At 41.7% G+C, this 17,501-nt stretch carries 15 protein-coding genes; 13 read left to right on the forward strand and 2 right to left on the reverse strand.

Going from position 1 to position 17,501, the window contains the following annotated elements; translation table 11 throughout:
* Positions 1 to 8: 8 nt before the first annotated feature.
* The 10 genes from rpoZ (at position 9) to HMPREF2728_RS09795 (ending at position 11,626) form a co-directional block, all read left to right on the forward strand.
* Entirely contained in the window at positions 9 to 323 is a 315-nt protein-coding gene (gene rpoZ / locus HMPREF2728_RS09750; protein WP_006146546.1) for a DNA-directed RNA polymerase subunit omega, read from the forward strand.
* An 84-nt stretch (positions 324 to 407) separates the two neighbouring features.
* A complete protein-coding gene (locus HMPREF2728_RS09755; protein WP_075227804.1) occupies positions 408 to 2,804 on the forward strand; it encodes a primosomal protein N' in 2,397 nt (798 codons plus the stop codon).
* A 12-nt stretch (positions 2,805 to 2,816) separates the two neighbouring features.
* On the forward strand, positions 2,817 to 3,752 hold the full coding sequence (gene fmt / locus HMPREF2728_RS09760; RefSeq protein WP_075227805.1) for a methionyl-tRNA formyltransferase: 936 nt from the start codon (positions 2,817 to 2,819) through the stop codon (positions 3,750 to 3,752).
* Positions 3,745 to 5,058, forward strand: a complete 1,314-nt coding sequence (gene rsmB, locus HMPREF2728_RS09765; RefSeq protein WP_075227830.1) for a 16S rRNA (cytosine(967)-C(5))-methyltransferase RsmB — start codon at positions 3,745 to 3,747, stop codon at positions 5,056 to 5,058. Before fmt ends, rsmB begins: the two co-directional genes overlap by 8 nt.
* A gap of 15 nt (positions 5,059 to 5,073) precedes the next feature.
* Positions 5,074 to 5,814 (forward strand): Stp1/IreP family PP2C-type Ser/Thr phosphatase, encoded by a 741-nt coding sequence (locus tag HMPREF2728_RS09770; RefSeq protein WP_045763175.1) that lies wholly within the window; start codon positions 5,074 to 5,076, stop codon positions 5,812 to 5,814.
* Positions 5,811 to 7,688, forward strand: coding sequence for a Stk1 family PASTA domain-containing Ser/Thr kinase (pknB, locus tag HMPREF2728_RS09775; RefSeq protein WP_075227806.1), 1,878 nt, complete (start codon positions 5,811 to 5,813; stop codon positions 7,686 to 7,688). Before HMPREF2728_RS09770 ends, pknB begins: the two co-directional genes overlap by 4 nt.
* Positions 7,689 to 7,792: 104 nt before the next feature.
* On the forward strand, positions 7,793 to 8,551 hold the full coding sequence (locus tag HMPREF2728_RS09780) for a threonine/serine exporter family protein (RefSeq protein WP_075227807.1): 759 nt from the start codon (positions 7,793 to 7,795) through the stop codon (positions 8,549 to 8,551).
* A 1-nt stretch (position 8,552) separates the two neighbouring features.
* Positions 8,553 to 9,002 (forward strand): threonine/serine exporter family protein, encoded by a 450-nt coding sequence (locus tag HMPREF2728_RS09785; RefSeq protein WP_045763178.1) that lies wholly within the window; start codon positions 8,553 to 8,555, stop codon positions 9,000 to 9,002.
* 177 nt (positions 9,003 to 9,179) lie between these two features.
* Entirely contained in the window at positions 9,180 to 10,352 is a 1,173-nt protein-coding gene (locus HMPREF2728_RS09790; RefSeq protein ID WP_075227808.1) for a hydroxymethylglutaryl-CoA synthase, read from the forward strand.
* The gene (locus HMPREF2728_RS09795) at positions 10,352 to 11,626 is read left to right on the forward strand and encodes a hydroxymethylglutaryl-CoA reductase, degradative (protein ID WP_075227809.1); all 1,275 of its coding nucleotides are present in this window, start codon (positions 10,352 to 10,354) and stop codon (positions 11,624 to 11,626) included. Before HMPREF2728_RS09790 ends, HMPREF2728_RS09795 begins: the two co-directional genes overlap by 1 nt.
* Positions 11,627 to 11,665: 39 nt before the next feature.
* Here HMPREF2728_RS09795 and HMPREF2728_RS09800 read toward each other — a convergent pair whose 3' ends face one another.
* Positions 11,666 to 12,631: a LacI family DNA-binding transcriptional regulator gene (locus HMPREF2728_RS09800; protein WP_075227810.1), complete on the reverse strand. Its 966-nt coding sequence runs from the start codon at positions 12,629 to 12,631 to the stop codon at positions 11,666 to 11,668.
* Positions 12,612 to 14,066 (reverse strand): sucrose-6-phosphate hydrolase, encoded by a 1,455-nt coding sequence (locus HMPREF2728_RS09805; protein WP_075227811.1) that lies wholly within the window; start codon positions 14,064 to 14,066, stop codon positions 12,612 to 12,614. The genes HMPREF2728_RS09800 and HMPREF2728_RS09805 overlap by 20 nt, the downstream gene beginning before the upstream one ends.
* Positions 14,067 to 14,190: 124 nt before the next feature.
* Here HMPREF2728_RS09805 and HMPREF2728_RS10865 point away from each other — a divergent pair, with 124 nt between their 5' ends.
* The 3 genes from HMPREF2728_RS10865 to scrK all read left to right on the forward strand — a co-directional run bounded on the left by HMPREF2728_RS10865 (position 14,191) and on the right by scrK (position 17,458).
* On the forward strand, positions 14,191 to 14,337 hold the full coding sequence (locus tag HMPREF2728_RS10865; RefSeq protein WP_186822209.1) for a hypothetical protein: 147 nt from the start codon (positions 14,191 to 14,193) through the stop codon (positions 14,335 to 14,337).
* A gap of 89 nt (positions 14,338 to 14,426) precedes the next feature.
* Positions 14,427 to 16,310, forward strand: a complete 1,884-nt coding sequence (locus HMPREF2728_RS09810) for a sucrose-specific PTS transporter subunit IIBC (protein WP_060956077.1) — start codon at positions 14,427 to 14,429, stop codon at positions 16,308 to 16,310.
* 260 nt (positions 16,311 to 16,570) lie between these two features.
* The gene (gene scrK / locus HMPREF2728_RS09815) at positions 16,571 to 17,458 is read left to right on the forward strand and encodes a fructokinase ScrK (RefSeq protein ID WP_075227812.1); all 888 of its coding nucleotides are present in this window, start codon (positions 16,571 to 16,573) and stop codon (positions 17,456 to 17,458) included.
* Positions 17,459 to 17,501 lie beyond the last annotated feature (43 nt).

The following is a 17,501-nucleotide window of genomic DNA, read 5'->3' on the forward strand; positions in this document are numbered from 1 at the left end:
ACAAACAAATGATGCTTAAACCCTCTATTGATACCTTACTTGACAAGGTACCATCAAAATATTCACTCGTCATCTTGGAAGCAAAGCGTGCTCACGAATTAGAAGCTGGAGCACCTGCTACTCAAGAATTTAAATCTGAAAAATCTACTCTTCGTGCCTTGGAAGAAATTGAATCAGGGAATGTAACTATCCACCCAGATCCAGAAGGAAAACGCGAAGCGGTTCGTCGTCGTATCGAAGAAGAAAGACGATTGAAAGAAGAAGAAGAAAAGAAAATCAAAGAGCAAATCGCGAAAGAAAAAGAAGAAGGTGAAAAAATTTAAGGTTGGGGGGACTCAATCTTATTTTTTCTATTGCAAGAATACTCAATCAATTTGAACGATTTAAGAAGAGAAGGAGGTGAGGATATGGCTATTGCAAAAATCATTGTGGATGTTCCTTTGATGCAGACGGACCAACCCTACAGTTATAAGGTTCCTGAGGAATTTGAAGGGATGCTGGAAGTTGGCATGCGGGTTCATGTACCTTTTGGGAAGGCCAATCGCTTGATTCAGGGTATTGTTCTTGGAATTGAACAAGAAGTTGCTGCAGATGTGGCGGATGAAGGTTTGAAAGAGATTGCCGAGGTTCTTGACTTTTCTCCAGTTTTAACGGAGGAACAACTCTGGTTGGCAGAAGAACTACGTAAGTCAGTTTTTTCATACAAGATTTCTATTCTAAAAGCTATGCTTCCGGGATTTTTGAATTCTAGCTATGATAAAATCCTCTATCCTCTGGAAGGCTTGAGTCAGGAGGACAAGGAGCGTTTATTCGGTTCGCAAGAGTCCTTAGCATTTTCATCACTTGATTTGAAAAAGCAGGCGGAGATGATGCGATTGACTCGCAAAGGGCTTTTGAAACTCGAGTATCAGGCTATAGACCAGAAGAGGGTTAAAACACAGTCTTGGGTTGAAGTTCATCTTGAACAGTTAGAAAAGCTAGAAATCTCAAATCGTGCCAAGAAGAAATTGGAACTGCGAGATTATTTATTAGCACATCCTGAAAGCACTCCTTTGTCAGCCTTATTAGAAAATTACTCACGGGAACAAGTCAATTACTTTGTGGAACAAGGTGCTGTGACGATTCTTCAAAAGGAAGTTCAACGCTCAGCTGCTTACTTTGAAGGAATCGAGTCGAATCAAGCCTTAGAGTTAAATCAAGAGCAAAAAGTAGCCTGTGAGGCGGTTGTTGGAGCGATTGGGAAGCAATATCCTCCCTTTCTGCTTCAAGGAATTACAGGAAGTGGTAAAACCGAGGTTTACCTGCAGATTATCCAAGGTGCCTTGGATATGGGAAAAACAGCGATTGTTCTAGTTCCGGAAATCTCTCTGACACCTCAAATGACGGAGCGCTTTATTGCTCGTTTTGGTGAGCAAGTTGCCATCCTCCACTCAGGCTTGTCCAATGGTGAAAAGTACGATGAATGGCGCAAGGTGGAGCGTGGAGAAGCGCAGGTAGTTGTTGGGGCCAGGTCTGCTATTTTTGCACCTTTAAAAAATCTAGGTGTTATCATTATCGATGAAGAGCATGAGGCTAGCTATAAGCAAGATAGCAATCCACGTTATCATGCTAGGGATGTGGCTCTTTTACGAGCACAGTACAATCAAGCAGCATTAGTCCTTGGTTCTGCAACGCCGAGTTTAGAAAGTCGTGCGCGTGCTGGTAAGGGTGTTTATCAGCATCTACGCCTGACTCAACGGGCCAATCCTTTAGCAAGTATACCTGAAGTTCAACTGATTGACTTCCGTGACTATATCGGGCAGAATGAAACATCAAACTTTACACCACCACTGATTGAGGCCATTCAAGATCGACTGGATAAAAAAGAGCAGGTTGTTCTCATGCTCAATCGTCGTGGTTATTCTAGCTTTGTCATGTGCCGAGAATGTGGGACTGTTGATACCTGTCCAAACTGCGATATTTCCTTGACGCTACACATGGATACTAAAACCATGAACTGCCATTATTGTGGATTTTCTAAGGAAATTCCTCATGTCTGTCCAAACTGTCAGAGTCGCAGTATTCGTTACTATGGAACAGGAACTCAGAAAGCCTACGATGAGCTAGCTGAACTCTTTCCAGAGGTACGCATTCTACGCATGGATGTGGATACCACTCGTAAAAAGGGTAGTCACCAAGCTTTACTTGAGCAGTTTGGCAAGGGTGAAGCGGATATTCTTCTGGGAACCCAGATGATTGCCAAGGGCTTGGACTTTCCAAATGTAACCTTGGTTGGTGTTCTCAATGCGGACACAGCCTTGAACCTGCCTGATTTCCGTTCTTCTGAGAGAACTTTCCAACTCTTGACCCAGGTGGCAGGACGAGCAGGAAGAGCTGAAAAAGCTGGGCAGGTCTTGATCCAGTCTTACAATCCTCAGCACTATGCTATTCGCTTTGCCAAGGATCAGGATTACGAAGGATTTTATGCCTATGAAATGGGCATCAGACGTCAGTTGGGTTATCCACCTTATTATTTCACAATTGGAATTACCTTGTCTCATAAGAAAGAAGAAGAGGTTCTTAGAAGAGCTTATGAAGTCATGGAAATATTGCGGTCAGGTTTGTCGGATGCTAGTATCATCCTTGGACCAACGCCAAAACCTATTGCTCGTACTCATAACCTCTATCATTATCAGATTTTAATTAAATACCGTTTAGAAGATGAGCTGGGTCCAACCCTTAACCAGGTTTTGGCCTTGACACAAGAACGGGAAAATAGCGAACTTCGTCTCAGTATTGACCACGAACCGCAACAATTTTTATAAGAAGGAGAAGATATGACAAAACTAATATTTATGGGAACACCTGACTTTTCAGCGACCGTTTTGAAGGGACTTTTGTCAGATAATCGCTATGAGATTCTAGCAGTTGTAACTCAGCCAGACCGTGCGGTTGGACGTAAAAAAGTCATCCAAGAAACCCCAGTCAAACAAGCAGCCAAAGAGGCAGGCTTACCTATCTACCAACCTGAAAAATTATCGGGTAGTCCAGAAATGGAAGCTATCATGAATTTGGGAGCTGATGGGATTGTAACAGCAGCTTTTGGACAATTCCTCCCAAGTAAACTCCTTGATAGCATGAATTTTGCAGTCAATGTTCATGCTTCGCTCCTTCCTAAACACCGTGGTGGTGCTCCTATCCATTATGCCTTGATTCAGGGTGATGAGGAGGCAGGAGTAACCATTATGGAAATGGTCAAGGAAATGGATGCAGGAGATATGATTTCTTGTCGTAGTATTCCGATTACCGATGAGGACAATGTCGGAACCTTGTTTGAGAAATTGGCGATTGTTGGTCGTGATTTGCTTTTGGATACTTTGCCTGCATACATTGCTGGCGAGATTCAGCCTCAACCACAGGACCCAAGCCAGGTTACATTTTCGCCTAATATCAAACCTGAAGAAGAAAAGTTGGACTGGAACAAGACCAATCGTCAACTCTTTAACCAAATTCGTGGGATGAATCCTTGGCCAGTTGCTCATACTTTTCTAAAGGGCGAACGCTTCAAAATCTATGAAGCTCTGCCTGTAGAAGGTGAGGGGAATCCAGGTGAGATTATCTCGATTGGTAAGAAAGAATTGATTGTCGCAACAGCAGAAGGAGCCCTGTCTTTCAAACAGGTTCAACCAGCAGGAAAACCTAAGATGGACATTGCTTCCTTCCTCAACGGTGTGGGACGAACTTTGGCAGTAGGAGAACGATTTGGTGACTAAAGTAGAAACGGCTAGAAGTTTAGCCCTAGAGGTATTGGAGGATGTCTTTATCCAACAAGCTTACTCCAACATCGCCTTAAATAAACATCTTAAGGGAAGTCAACTGTCAGCGGCAGATAAAGGCTTGGTGACAGAGCTTGTTTACGGAACCGTAGCTCGAAAACTCACTCTGGAATGGTACTTGTCTCATTTTATCCAAGACAGAGAGAAGCTAGATAGTTGGCTCTATGTTCTTCTTCTCATGAGTGTCTATCAACTCCAATATCTAGATAAGCTACCTGACCATGCAGTGGTCAATGAAGCAGTTGAAATTGCTAAATTTCGAAAAAAGGGGAGCGAAAAACTGATCAATGCAGTCCTTCGCCGTATCCTGCGAGAAGGTTTGCCAGATATTGCCTCTATCAAGCGTAAAAATAAGCGTGATTCTATCGCCTACTCTTTGCCAGTGTGGTTGGTTTCTAAGCTCAAGGAAGAGTATGGAGAAGAGCGAGCGCAAGCGATTTTTGAGAGTCTATTGAAGCGTAATAAAGCCAGTATCCGTGTGACAGATTTGAGCCGAAAAGAGGAAATTAAAGCTCTGCTTGGTGCAAGTGATTCTCATTTATCTCCTGCTGGTCTGGTTAAGGAACAGGGGCATTTTGCTAGTCATGACTTGTTTTCAGAAGGACTTATTACTATCCAAGATGAGTCAAGTCAACTGGTTGCACCGACACTAGAGCTACAAGGTGACGAGCAGGTTTTAGATGCCTGTGCAGCCCCAGGTGGGAAAACAGCCCATATGGCATCCTATCTGACGACAGGTCAGGTAACGGCTCTAGATCTCTATGACCACAAACTCACTTTGATTCAAGAGAATGCTCAGCGTTTAGGTGTAGCGGACCGTGTCCAAACGCAAAAACTGGACGCTCGAAAGGTCCACGAGTTTTTTGGTAAGGATCAATTTGATAAAATTCTAGTCGACGCCCCTTGCTCAGGGATTGGTCTATTGCGTCGGAAACCAGATATCAAATACAACAAAGACACTGCTGATTTCGCGTCATTACAGGAAATTCAGTTGGAAATATTAGGTAGTGTTTGTCAAACGCTACGTAAAGGTGGTATAATAACGTATAGTACCTGTACTATTGTCTCGGAAGAGAACTTTCAAGTGGTTCAAGCTTTTTTAGAAAGTCATCCCGAGTTTGAGCAGGTTAAACTAGAACATGAATGTAAGGATATCCTAAAAGATGGCTGTATCCTCATTACTCCGGAATTATACGGAAGTGATGGATTCTTTATCAGCCAATTTCGCAAGATATCCAATTAGGAAGGAACTGACACAATGGAGATTTCATTATTAACAGATGTGGGTCAGAAACGTACAAATAATCAAGACTATGTCAATCTTTTTGTCAACCGTGCCGGTCGTACAATGATCATCTTGGCTGATGGGATGGGAGGACACCGTGCAGGTAATATTGCCAGCGAGATGGCAGTAACTGATTTAGGTGTTGCCTGGGTTGATACGCAGATTGACACCGTTAATGAAGTTCGTGAATGGTTTGCCCACCATCTAGAAGTTGAAAATCAAAAGATTTATCAAATGGGGCGTGATGAAGCCTACAAGGGAATGGGGACAACTCTAGAAGCCCTTGCAATCATTGATCATCAAGCTATTTACGCTCATATTGGAGATTCTCGTATCGGTCTCATTCGAGGAGAAGAGTACCGTCAACTGACAAGCGATCATTCCTTGGTTAACGAATTGCTCAAGGCGGGTCAATTGACACCTGAAGAAGCTGAGGCACATCCACAAAAGAATATCATCACACAGTCTATTGGGCAAAAAGATGAAATTCAACCTGACTTAGGAATTGTCAGCTTGGAAGCAGGTGACTATCTGGTCATGAATAGTGACGGTCTAACCAATATGATTTCAGGTAGTGAGATCTATGATATTGTGACTAGCGATATCTCTCTAGATGATAAGGCAGCCACTTTGGTACGCTTTGCCAACAATGCCGGAGGGCTTGATAATATTACAGTTGCCCTTGTTTCGATTGAGGAGGAGGCGGCACTATGATCCAGATCGGCAAGATTTTTGCCGGGCGGTATCGGATTATCAAACAAATTGGCCGTGGAGGTATGGCAGATGTCTACCTGGCCAAGGATTTGATTTTAGACGGGGAAGAGGTAGCTGTAAAGGTCCTGAGGACTAACTACCAGACTGACCCGATTGCTGTTGCGCGTTTTCAGCGTGAAGCGCGTGCAATGGCTGACTTAGATCATCCCCATATCGTTCGGATAACGGATATCGGCGAAGAGGACGGCCAACAGTACCTGGCTATGGAATATGTAGCTGGTCTTGATCTCAAGCGCTATATCAAAGAACACTATCCCCTCTCAAATGAAGAGGCTGTCCGTATCATGGGTCAGATTCTCTTAGCGATGCGCTTGGCACATACTAAAGGTATTGTCCATCGTGACTTAAAACCTCAAAACATTCTTTTAACTCCGGATGGGACGGCTAAGGTAACGGACTTTGGGATTGCCGTAGCCTTTGCAGAGACCAGTCTGACTCAGACCAACTCTATGTTGGGTTCTGTTCACTATTTGTCACCTGAGCAGGCTCGTGGTTCTAAAGCAACGTTCCAAAGTGACATCTATGCCATGGGGATTATTTTCTATGAAATGCTGACAGGGCATATCCCTTATGATGGCGATAGTGCAGTAACCATCGCTCTCCAGCATTTTCAAAAACCTCTTCCTTCGGTCATAGCTGAAAATCCATCTGTTCCCCAAGCTTTGGAGAATGTGGTCATCAAAGCAACTGCTAAAAAGCTAACAGATCGATACCAGTCGGTTTCAGAGATGTATGTTGATTTATCTAGCAGTCTATCTTATAACCGCAGAAATGAACCTAAACTTGTTTTTGATGATGCTAGTAAGGCGGACACAAAGACATTGCCAAAGGTTTCTCAAACAACCTTGACCTCTATTCCTAAGGTTCAACCACAGGCAGATGTCCATCAGGCAACTAAAGCTAGCCCAGAAGTAAGCGCTAAAAAATCTGTGGAAAAACCAGTGAAAAAACGTCGTTTTAAAGCACGCTATCTGGTTCTACTAGCAAGTTTCGTACTGGTTGTGGCTTCTCTGGTATGGATTTTATCCAGAACACCAGCTACCATCGATATTCCAAATGTAGCAGGTCAAACAGTTGCTGAAGCTAAGGAAACCTTGAAAAAAGCCAACTTTGAAGTTGGTGATGAGAAAACGGAAGCTAGTGAAACAGTCGAGGAAGGGCGAGTGATTCGGACAGACCCTGAGGCGGGTAGTAGCCGTAAAGAGGGAAGTAAGATTAATCTGATTATTTCAACTGGTAAGCAATCCTTTAAGATTGGTAATTACATTGGTAAGAAGTCTACAGATGTCATTGCTGAGTTGAAGGAGAAAAAAGTTCCCGAAAATCTCATTAAAGTTGTAGAAGAGGAATCAAGTGAAACAGAGGAAGGCCTTGTTATGAAACAGAGTCTGTCAGAAGGTACTACTTATGATCTTAGTAAGGCGACAGAGATTACCTTGACAGTTGCTAAAAAGAAAAAGGTAACGACGATAAATATGCCAAACTACATTGGCTCGAGTCTTGAATTTGCTAGAAATAATCTTAAAAGTATAGGTATTAGTGAAGATAGAATTGAAATTAAAGAAGTGGAGATAGCACAAGAAGGAATTAAAGAAGGAGAGATTGCGAAACAAAGTCCGGCACCGGATGAAAAACTAGATTTAAGCAATCCGATAGTTAAACTATATATTTATAAACCTAAAAAAACTTCACCTTCAAGTAGTCTACCTTCGTCAGAACATAATTCTGGTCAAACTGATACTACAAGTCCAACACAAGGTAACCATCCAACAACTCCTACACAAGATGGAACTGGAAGTCAACGGAATCAATAGACTCTATATATATAAACCAATCTTTGTCACAGTTTTTGTGGCAAAGATTTTTTTTCCTCCGAAATTATGATAAAATAAAATGGAGTTTGAAAAAGGAGGGAAATATGGAAGAATCAAAAAAACTGAATGCAGTTATTGATGTCATCATGCTAGCTGGAACAATTCTGCTTCGCAATGGTTCTGAGATTTATCGTGTTGAAGATACCATGATTCGGATTGCTCATTCACAGGGTATTATGGATTGTAATGTTTTGGCCATGCCTGCCGCCATTTTTTTCTCCATTGAAAATACAAATATCTCTCGTATGAAGCGAGTGACATCCTCCTCTTATAATATTGAGAAGGTATGTGATGTTAACCAGATTTCACGACAACTTGTATCAGGACAGCTTGATCTGGATACAGCCTTTATCCAACTAAAGGAATTGAATGCTAAGGCGTCTCCCTATACCAATGTTCAACTAACTGCTGCAGCGACTCTCAGTGCTCCCTTCTTTTCAATCATGTTCGGTGGGAATGTCTACGATGCAATCGGAGCAGGAGTAGCGACCTTGTTTGCTTTTACTTGCTCTCTCTATGTAGAAAAGTTTATTCGTATTCCTTTTATGACAGCTTTTGCAGGTGCTCTTGTCTTTGGTTTGATTGCACAATTTTGGGCGCGCTATTCTGGTTTACCATCGACGGCGGATTTAGTGATTGCAGGTGCGGTTATGCCTTTTGTACCTGGAATTGCCCTGACCAATGCTGTTCGAGATATTATGACCAATCACATTAACTCTGGTATGAGCAAGATGTTTGAATCCTTGCTAATTACCCTTGCCTTAGGGGCTGGAACATCAGTCGCCCTCATACTAATGAACTAATATGACACTAACAACATTTTTATTGCAAGCTCTGGCAAGTTTGCTTGCCATTATCACGTTTTTAATCGTTTTAAATGTCCAGCGTTCCATGCTCATCCCCGGTGGAGTTTTAGGGATGTCTATCTGGCTACTCTATTTGATACTTAAGGAACCAACCAATGTCATTTTGGCAACCTTTATTGCTGCTGTGATTGGTTCTTGTGTCAGCCAAATTATGAGTATCCTCTATAAGACACCAGCAGTTGTTTTTGCTCTGGCTATATTGGCACCACTAGTACCAGGTTATCTGTCCTATCGAACCACTTCCTTCTTCGTTACAGGTGACTACAGTCATGCCATTTCTAGTGCCATGTTAGTCATGATGTTGGCTCTCGTTATCTCCATTGGAATGGCCAGTGGAACAGTTTTGTTGAAATTGTATCATTATCTCAAAAAGAATCGAGCTAGCTAAGACTCGATTTTTTTGTAGCCCTAAAGTTCTGTTTGTTGGACTAGCCTAAAAATGAGATAAGATTTTGAAAATGAACTTGATTTGGTGAATCAAGTCTTTTTTCTCTCATTTGATCTCAATTGTGATAAAATAGAGGTGAACGATTTTTTACAATGAATGATAAAAATAGAGGTAAATATGACAATCGGTATTGATAAGATTGGTTTTGCGACCAGTCAATACGTTTTGAAATTACAAGATTTAGCAGAAACCCGAGGAATTGATCCTGAAAAATTGAGTAAAGGGCTCCTTTTAAAAGAATTGAGTATTGCTCCTTTGACAGAGGATATTGTTACCTTGGCTGCCAGTGCAGGAAATTCTATCCTGACTGAAGAAGATAAGCAAGAGATTGATATGGTTATCGTAGCGACAGAGTCTGGGATTGACCAGAGTAAAGCTGCAGCTGTCTTTGTACACGGTTTGCTTGGGATTCAACCATTTGCTCGTAGTTTTGAAATCAAGGAGGCTTGCTATGGTGCAACTGCGGCCCTTCACTATGCTAAGTTACACGTAGAAAATTCTCCAAAATCAAAAGTTTTGGTACTAGCCAGTGATATTGCAAGGTATGGTGTTGAAACTCCTGGAGAACCAACTCAAGGTGCAGGCTGTGTTGCCATGTTGATTAGCCAAAATCCACGCGTTATGGTCTTCAACAATGATAACGTTGCGCAGACTCGTGATATTATGGACTTCTGGCGTCCAAACTATTCGACAACACCATTTGTAAATGGCGTTTACTCAACACAGCAGTATCTTGATAGCTTGAAAACGACTTGGGAAGAGTACCAAAAGCGTTATGACTGTACTTTGGATGATTTTAAAGCTGTCTGTTTCCACTTGCCATATCCAAAGCTAGCTCTCAAGGGATTGAAAAAAATTCTTGATAAATCTCTACCTCAAGAGAAAAAGGATTTACTTCAAAAGCACTTTGATGAATCCATTATTTATAGTCAAAAAGTTGGAAATATCTATACGGGTTCACTCTTTTTAGGGCTCTTGTCTCTTCTTGAAAATTCTGATAGTCTGAAAGCTGGGGATAAGATTGCTCTCTACAGCTATGGTAGTGGTGCTGTATCTGAGTTCTTTAGTGTAGAATTGGTTGAAGGCTATGAAAAACAATTGCAGAATAATCGCTTAGACTTGCTAGACCAACGTCAAGCTTTGAGTGTTGCCGACTATGAACGAATCTTCTTTGAAGAAGCGAACTTAGATGAGTCTGGTTCTGCAACCATGTCAGGCTATGAGGGACAAGACTATGCTCTGGTTGAGATTGTAGACCACCAACGTCGCTACAGCAAGGTTGAAAAATAATGAAAAAAAATTGGAATGGATTTGCTAAAAAATCAATTCAAGAGCGCCTAGAGCTAGTTAAGTCTCAGGCGCTTACTACTATTGAATCCCAAGAAAGTCTTGAGCAAAATGAGAATCTCATTCTAGCAGTTGCGGACCAACTGAGTGAAAATGTGGTGGGGACCTTCTCGCTTCCATACTCAATAGTTCCAGAAGTACTGGTAAACGGTCAAGAGTACACCGTTCCTTATGTGACCGAAGAGCCATCTGTTGTTGCTGCAGCTAGTTTTGCTAGTAAGATTATCAAGCGTGTGGGTGGTTTTACTGCTCAGGTTCATCAACGCCAAATGATTGGTCAGGTAGCTCTTTATCAGGTTCCAGATAGGGATAAAGCATGTCAGGCTATTTTGAGTCAGAAAGCAGAGCTACTCGAACAAGCAAACCAAGCCTATCCATCTATTGTCAAACGTGGTGGTGGAGCCAGAGAGCTAACAGTTGAGAAAATTTCTGGTGAGGCTGACTTTTTAGTGGTTTATCTCCATGTGGATACTCAGGAAGCCATGGGAGCTAATATGCTCAATACCATGCTTGAAGCTTTAAAACCTAGCTTAGAAGCTCTAAGTCAAGGGCAAAGTTTAATGGGCATTTTATCCAACTATGCAACAGATTCTCTAGTAACTGCAACTTGTCGGATTGCCTTTCGTTATTTGAGTCGCCAGAAGGATGAAGCGCGTGAGTTGGCAGAAAAAATGGTTTTAGCCAGCCAGTTTGCTCAAGCAGATCCTTATCGAGCAGCTACTCACAATAAGGGGATATTTAATGGAATCGATGCTCTCTTGATTGCGACAGGAAATGATTGGCGTGCCATCGAAGCGGGAGCACATGCCTATGCTAGTCATGATGGTTCCTATCGAGGCCTTAGTCGTTGGACGATGGATTTGGAAACAGAAGAGTTAATAGGAGAGTTGACTATGCCGATGCCAGTTGCTACCAAGGGTGGATCAATTGGTCTTAATCCTCGTGTCGTTCTCAGCCATGAGTTGCTAGGTCATCCATCAGCTAAGGAATTGGCTCAAATTATCGTGTCAATTGGTCTCGCACAAAACTTTGCAGCTCTTAAAGCTCTTGTCAGCACAGGAATTCAGCATGGACACATGAAACTTCAAGCGAAGTCACTAGCCCTCCTTGCAGGAGCCACAGAGGCTGAAGTGCCTAAGCTGGTAGAAAGCTTGATTGCTGAAAAAACATTTAATTTAGAAAAAGCCCAAACACTCTTGAATAAATTTAGATCATAAGAAAAAACTCAGACTGATTCAGTCCGAGTTTTTTTGTGCTTAAATACTTTTACCTGGTAAAAGGGAGACTGGCAAGAAATAACCAGTAGTAGTAACCTCTTTACCTTCAATTTTTTGTAAGAGTAACTCAACTGTCAGGCGAGCAATTTCTTCCAAGGGTTGTTTTATGGTAGTGAGGTGAGGGTAGAAATTCTCAATGAAATAAGTCCCGTCATATCCGATAACTTTAAGTTGTTCAGGAACAGAGATACCAAGCTCCTGGGCAATCTTCATAACCAAGATGGCTGTTAAATCGTCTGATGCGAAAATAGCATCTGGTTTTTGCTTAGTCAAGATATTTTTGATTTCCATTTCTTTTCGAAGGGGTGAAAAGTCACTGGAAACATTGATAATAGGAGCCTTGGGTAAGATTGAAGCAAAACCAGCATGACGAAGTCCAGTTGGAGAATTGGAGTTGTCATTACCTGTAATCATGATGATAGCCTTGGCTCCAGTTTTAGCCAAGGTCTGAGCGGCTAGGACTCCGCCAGCATAGTTATCAGAAGAAACGACAGGGATATCTGGTGACAAGTTTCGGTCAAAGGAGATGATAGGAGCCGTCACGCGATTGTAGTCTTCAATCCCTAAGTTATGGCTACCAGAGATAATACCGTCCACTTGGTTGGCCTCTAGCATTTCAAGATATTCACGTTCTTTTTCCGAATCGTGCTCACTGTTACAGATGATTGTCTTGTAGCCTTTTTTGAAGAGCTCGTGCTCCAATTTGTCAATCAATTCAGCATAGAAAACATGGCTGATTTTTGGGAAAATTAGCCCAATTAACTTGGCGGATTTACCTTGAAGACTGCGAGCCAGATTGTTAGGTTTATAGCCTAGCTCACGCATAGCATCTTTAACCTTTTGAATAGTTTTTTCTGACAGGTAGCCTTTTTTATTAATAACACGTGAGACAGTAGTTGGGCTGACGCCTGCTAGTTCTGCGACATCAGTTAGTTTTGCGACCATATTCTAATTCGTAGTATGTTCCAGTTGGGTTTCCAGATTTAATGAGGATTCCATTTTGATCTTCGTGAGGGAAGACTCGACCAGAAAATACTTTTTCTCCTTTATTGATAAAGATTTCAAAGACTGAGTTATCGATGAAGATATTGACAGTAGTTGCTTGATTGGTAACTGAGCAAGAGCGAGTAGTTCCAAATTCTTGAGCATATTGCTCACCTGCTTGACTACGATCAACGGTTACTTGACCATTGATAAGGTCAAAGCTGATAGAGAGTCCTTTGCCATCTTTATCAGCAAGAAGAACGATTTCATTTTGACTATCAGCTTCTAAGTTAAGCTCGATCTCGTAGGTGTTTTTGGTTTCAGAACGATTTGAAAATTCCTCTTCTGAAGCACGAAGATCCTTGATAGCTGCTACAGGGTATTGATAGAGTTTGCCGTCTTTAATGGTAAGTTCTTTTACCAATGAGAAAGTTCCTTGGTGATCAAAACGATCAGATGGATAAGACACATCTGGTAAACCAAGCCAACTAACAGCAAGGGCACGTTCATCAGGGGCATTGAAGGCTTGAGTGGCATAGGCTTCAAAACCATAATCGAGGTTGTGTAGTTCAGACACATCTACCATACGAGCATTTTCTGGGTCAAAGGAAGCGCCGATTTTATACATGTTTGGATAGATATTGTCATAGTCAAGGACCTTTTTATCCAAACCTTGTGGGCAGTAAAGAAGGACAGGCTGTTCTCCGACAAAGACTAGGTTTGGGCACTCCATCATATAAGCAGTGCGGTCATTGTTGAAGTCAAGGTCTCCGACTTCTTGCCAGTTTGTATAATCATTTTCGATAGCCTTATAGAGACGGACAAATCCTTTTTTGTCCAAATCTTGACCACCGACGATAGCGTAGTATTGCCCCTTAAAGTTAAAAATCTGTGGATCGCGGAAGTGGTCAGTAGCCTCAGCAGGCTGATCAATTAAGATTTTATCAATCTTTTTAATATTTCCATCCTTATCCATCAAGGCACCGATCTGATAAGGGTGGCGTACCCAATTTTCATCACGGACATTTCCAGTATAAAAGAGGAATAATTGATCACCAAACTGCATAGCAGAACCAGAGTAAGCACCGTGGCTATCAAGTGGAGTATCAGGTAAGATTTTTACACCTGTTTCAGTAAAGTGCACCAAATCGTCGCTTTCAAGTTGAACCCAAGATTTTAACCCATGAGCTGCACCAAAGGGGAAGTTTTGGTAAAAGACAATCCACTTACCATCAAAATAAGAAAAGCCGTTTGGGTCGTTGAGGAGACCTTCCTTTGGCTCAATGTGATAGCTGACGTGCCATGGGGATTGTGCCATCTTTTCTTGGATTTCTTTTCTTTCTTCTTGTGTCCAATCTTCATAACGTCTGTAACGACGTTCAGTAGTCCATTCCATTTCTATTTCCTCCAAAAATTCTACTATCTTAATAGTAAACGTTTCCTTATAAAAAAGCAAGTCTTTCACACTAAATTTAAGAAAAAAATGTCAAACGATTGACAGAGTTTGGAAACAAAATTTTATGAAAACCGATGAAAATATGAAAGTTTTTGAAATTTTCAAAGTAAAAACCTTAAATTCAGAGGATGTTTACTGCTATGTTAATGAAAAAATAGCAAAAACAATCAAAATTGGAGAATTGACAAAATTTTTTCTGCAAAACGCTTGACATATTTTTTAAACGTGATAGAATAATATTCGTAGGGCGGATAAAATCGCTTTCAAACAAGAAAAAATTTTATAAGGAGATTTTTGCAAATGACGAATACAGAAATTGCAAAAAAAGTCATCGAAGCCTTGGGCGGACGTGAGAATGTTAACAGTGTAGCTCACTGTGCTACTCGCCTTCGTGTTATGGTTAAAGATGAAGCGAAGATTAACAAAGATGCTATTGAGAACTTGGAAAAAGTTCAAGGTGCTTTCTTTAACTCAGGTCAATACCAAATCATCTTTGGTACAGGTACAGTTAACAAGATGTACGATGAAGTCGTAGCTCTTGGTTTGCCAACGACATCTAAGGATGAGATGAAGGCAGAAGCTGCTAAACAAGGAAATTGGTTCCAACGTGCCATCCGTACTTTCGGTGATGTTTTTGTACCAATCATTCCAGTTATCGTAGCAACTGGTCTCTTCATGGGTGTTCGTGGACTCTTGAATGCTCTTGGAATGACACTTCCAGAAGATGTTACAACTTACACTCAAATCTTGACTGACACAGCCTTCATTATCTTGCCAGGTTTGGTTGTTTGGTCAACCTTCCGTGTATTTGGTGGTAACCCAGCTGTTGGTATCGTTCTTGGTATGATGCTCGTTTCAGGTTCACTTCCAAATGCCTGGGCTGTTGCTTCTGGTGGAGAAGTAACTGCTATGAACTTCTTCGGATTTATCCCAGTTGTTGGTTTGCAAGGTTCAGTTCTTCCAGCCTTCATCATCGGGGTTGTCGGAGCTAAGTTTGAAAAAGCTGTTCGTAAAGTTGTTCCAGATGTTCTTGACCTCTTGGTAACACCATTCGTAACACTCCTCGTAATGTCAATTCTTGGTTTGTTTGTTATCGGACCAGTCTTCCACGTTGTTGAAAACTATATCCTTCTTGGAACAAAAGCTATCCTTAACTTGCCATTTGGTCTTGGTGGTTTCTTGATTGGTGGAGTTCACCAAGTTATCGTCGTATCAGGTGTTCACCACATCTTTAACTTGCTTGAAGTTCAATTGCTTGCTGCTGACCATGTTAACCCATTCAACGCTATCATCACAGCTGCCATGACTGCTCAAGGTGCTGCAACAGTAGCCGTTGGTGTGAAAACTAAAAATCCTAAACTTAAAACACTTGCTTTCCCAGCTGCTCTTTCTGCCTTCCTAGGTATTACTGAGCCTGCTATCTTCGGGGTTAACTTGCGTTTCCGTAAACCATTCTTCCTTTCATTGATCGCTGGTGCAGTCGGTGGTGGACTTGCTTCAATCCTTGGTCTTGCTGGTACTGGTAATGGTATCACAATCATCCCTGGTACAATGCTTTACATTGGTAACGGACAACTTCCACAATACCTTCTTATGGTAGCTGTATCATTCGCTCTTGGTTTTGCTCTTACTTACATGTTTGGTTATGAAGATGAAGCAGAAGTGGCTTCAGAAGCTACAACTGAACGTTTAGCTGACGAAGCAGTAACTGGTACTGTTGTTGCACCTAGCGAAGGTGTCATCCAAACACCAATCGTTGGTGACGTAGTTGCCCTTTCAGACGTTAATGACCCAGTCTTCTCAAGTGGAGCTATGGGACAAGGTATTGCTGTAAAACCTAGTCAAGATGTTGTTTATGCACCAGCTGATGCTGAAGTGACAATCGTCTTCCCAACAGGACATGCTTATGGTTTGAAAACTGCAAACGGAGCTGAAATCTTGATCCACGTGGGTATCGACACTGTTTCAATGAACGGTGAAGGTTTCGACCAAAAAGTTGCCCAAGGTGACAAGGTTAAAGCTGGAGATGTTCTTGGAACATTTGACTCAGCTAAGATTGCTGCTGCAGGACTTGATAACACTACTATGGTTATCGTGACAAACACTGCAGACTTTGCTTCAGTAAATCCAGTTGCTTCTGGATCAGTTGCTAAGGGTGATGCAATCATCGAAGTTAAAGCTTAATACTCTTCGAAAATCAAATTCAAACTGCGTCATACTCGCTTTGCCGTACTCAAGTACTGCCTGCAGCTCGATTCCTAGTTTGTTCTTTGATTTTCATTGAGTACACTACTTTCGATTTAATAGATCAAAAAACGAACAAATGTCATGTTTGTTCGTTTTTGATTGAATCTTAAAATTTACAGAGGAAAAACTAAAATATAGAGCAACTTTTCCTCCTGGAAATATGCTATAATAGAGAAAATAAAAACTAGAGGTTTATCATGACAAAATTATATGGAAGCTTGGAAGCGGGCGGTACAAAATTTGTCTGTGCTGTCGGTGATGAAAACTTTAACATTGTAGAAAAAACACAATTCCCAACAACAACTCCTATCGAGACAATCGATAAAACTATCGAGTTCTTTTCAAAATTTGATAATCTTGCAGGTCTTGCAATTGGTTCATTTGGTCCAATTGATATCGACAAAAATTCAAAAACTTACGGTTTTATCACAACTACACCAAAACCTCACTGGGCAAATGTGGACTTGCTTGGTGCCCTTCGTCGCGCTCTAAATGTACCAATGTACTTCACAACAGACGTAAACAGTTCTGCTTACGGCGAAGTGGTTGCCCGTAACAATGCTGGTGGCCGTATCGAAAACTTGGTTTACTACACAATCGGTACAGGTATCGGTGCAGGTGTTATCCAACGTGGCGAGTTTATTGGCGGTGTTGGTCACCCTGAGATGGGTCATTATTATGTGGCTAGACACCCAATGGATATTGAAAAAGAATTTAAAGGTGTTTGTCCTTTCCATAAGGGATGTTTGGAAGGTTATGCAGCTGGTCCAAGTTTGGAAGCTCGTACAGGTGTTCGTGGGGAAAATATTGAACTCAACAACTCTGTCTGGGATGTTCAAGCCTACTACATTGCTCAAGCTGCAGTGAATGCGACTGTAACTTTCCGTCCAGATGTCATCGTCTTTGGTGGTGGGGTTATGGCTCAACAACACATGCTTGACCGTGTACGTGAGAAATTCACAGCCCTACTCAATGGCTACCTACCAGTTCCAGATGTACGTGACTATATCGTGACTCCAGCTGTTGCTGGTAATGGTTCAGCTACACTAGGAAACTTCGTTCTTGCTAAGAGCGTTGCAAAATAAGACTAAAGCAAAACTCCCAACTTTCTCAGTTGGGAGTTTTGCT

The sequence above is a fragment of the Streptococcus sp. HMSC061D10 genome, from assembly GCF_001808865.1.
Lineage (GTDB): Bacteria > Bacillota > Bacilli > Lactobacillales > Streptococcaceae > Streptococcus.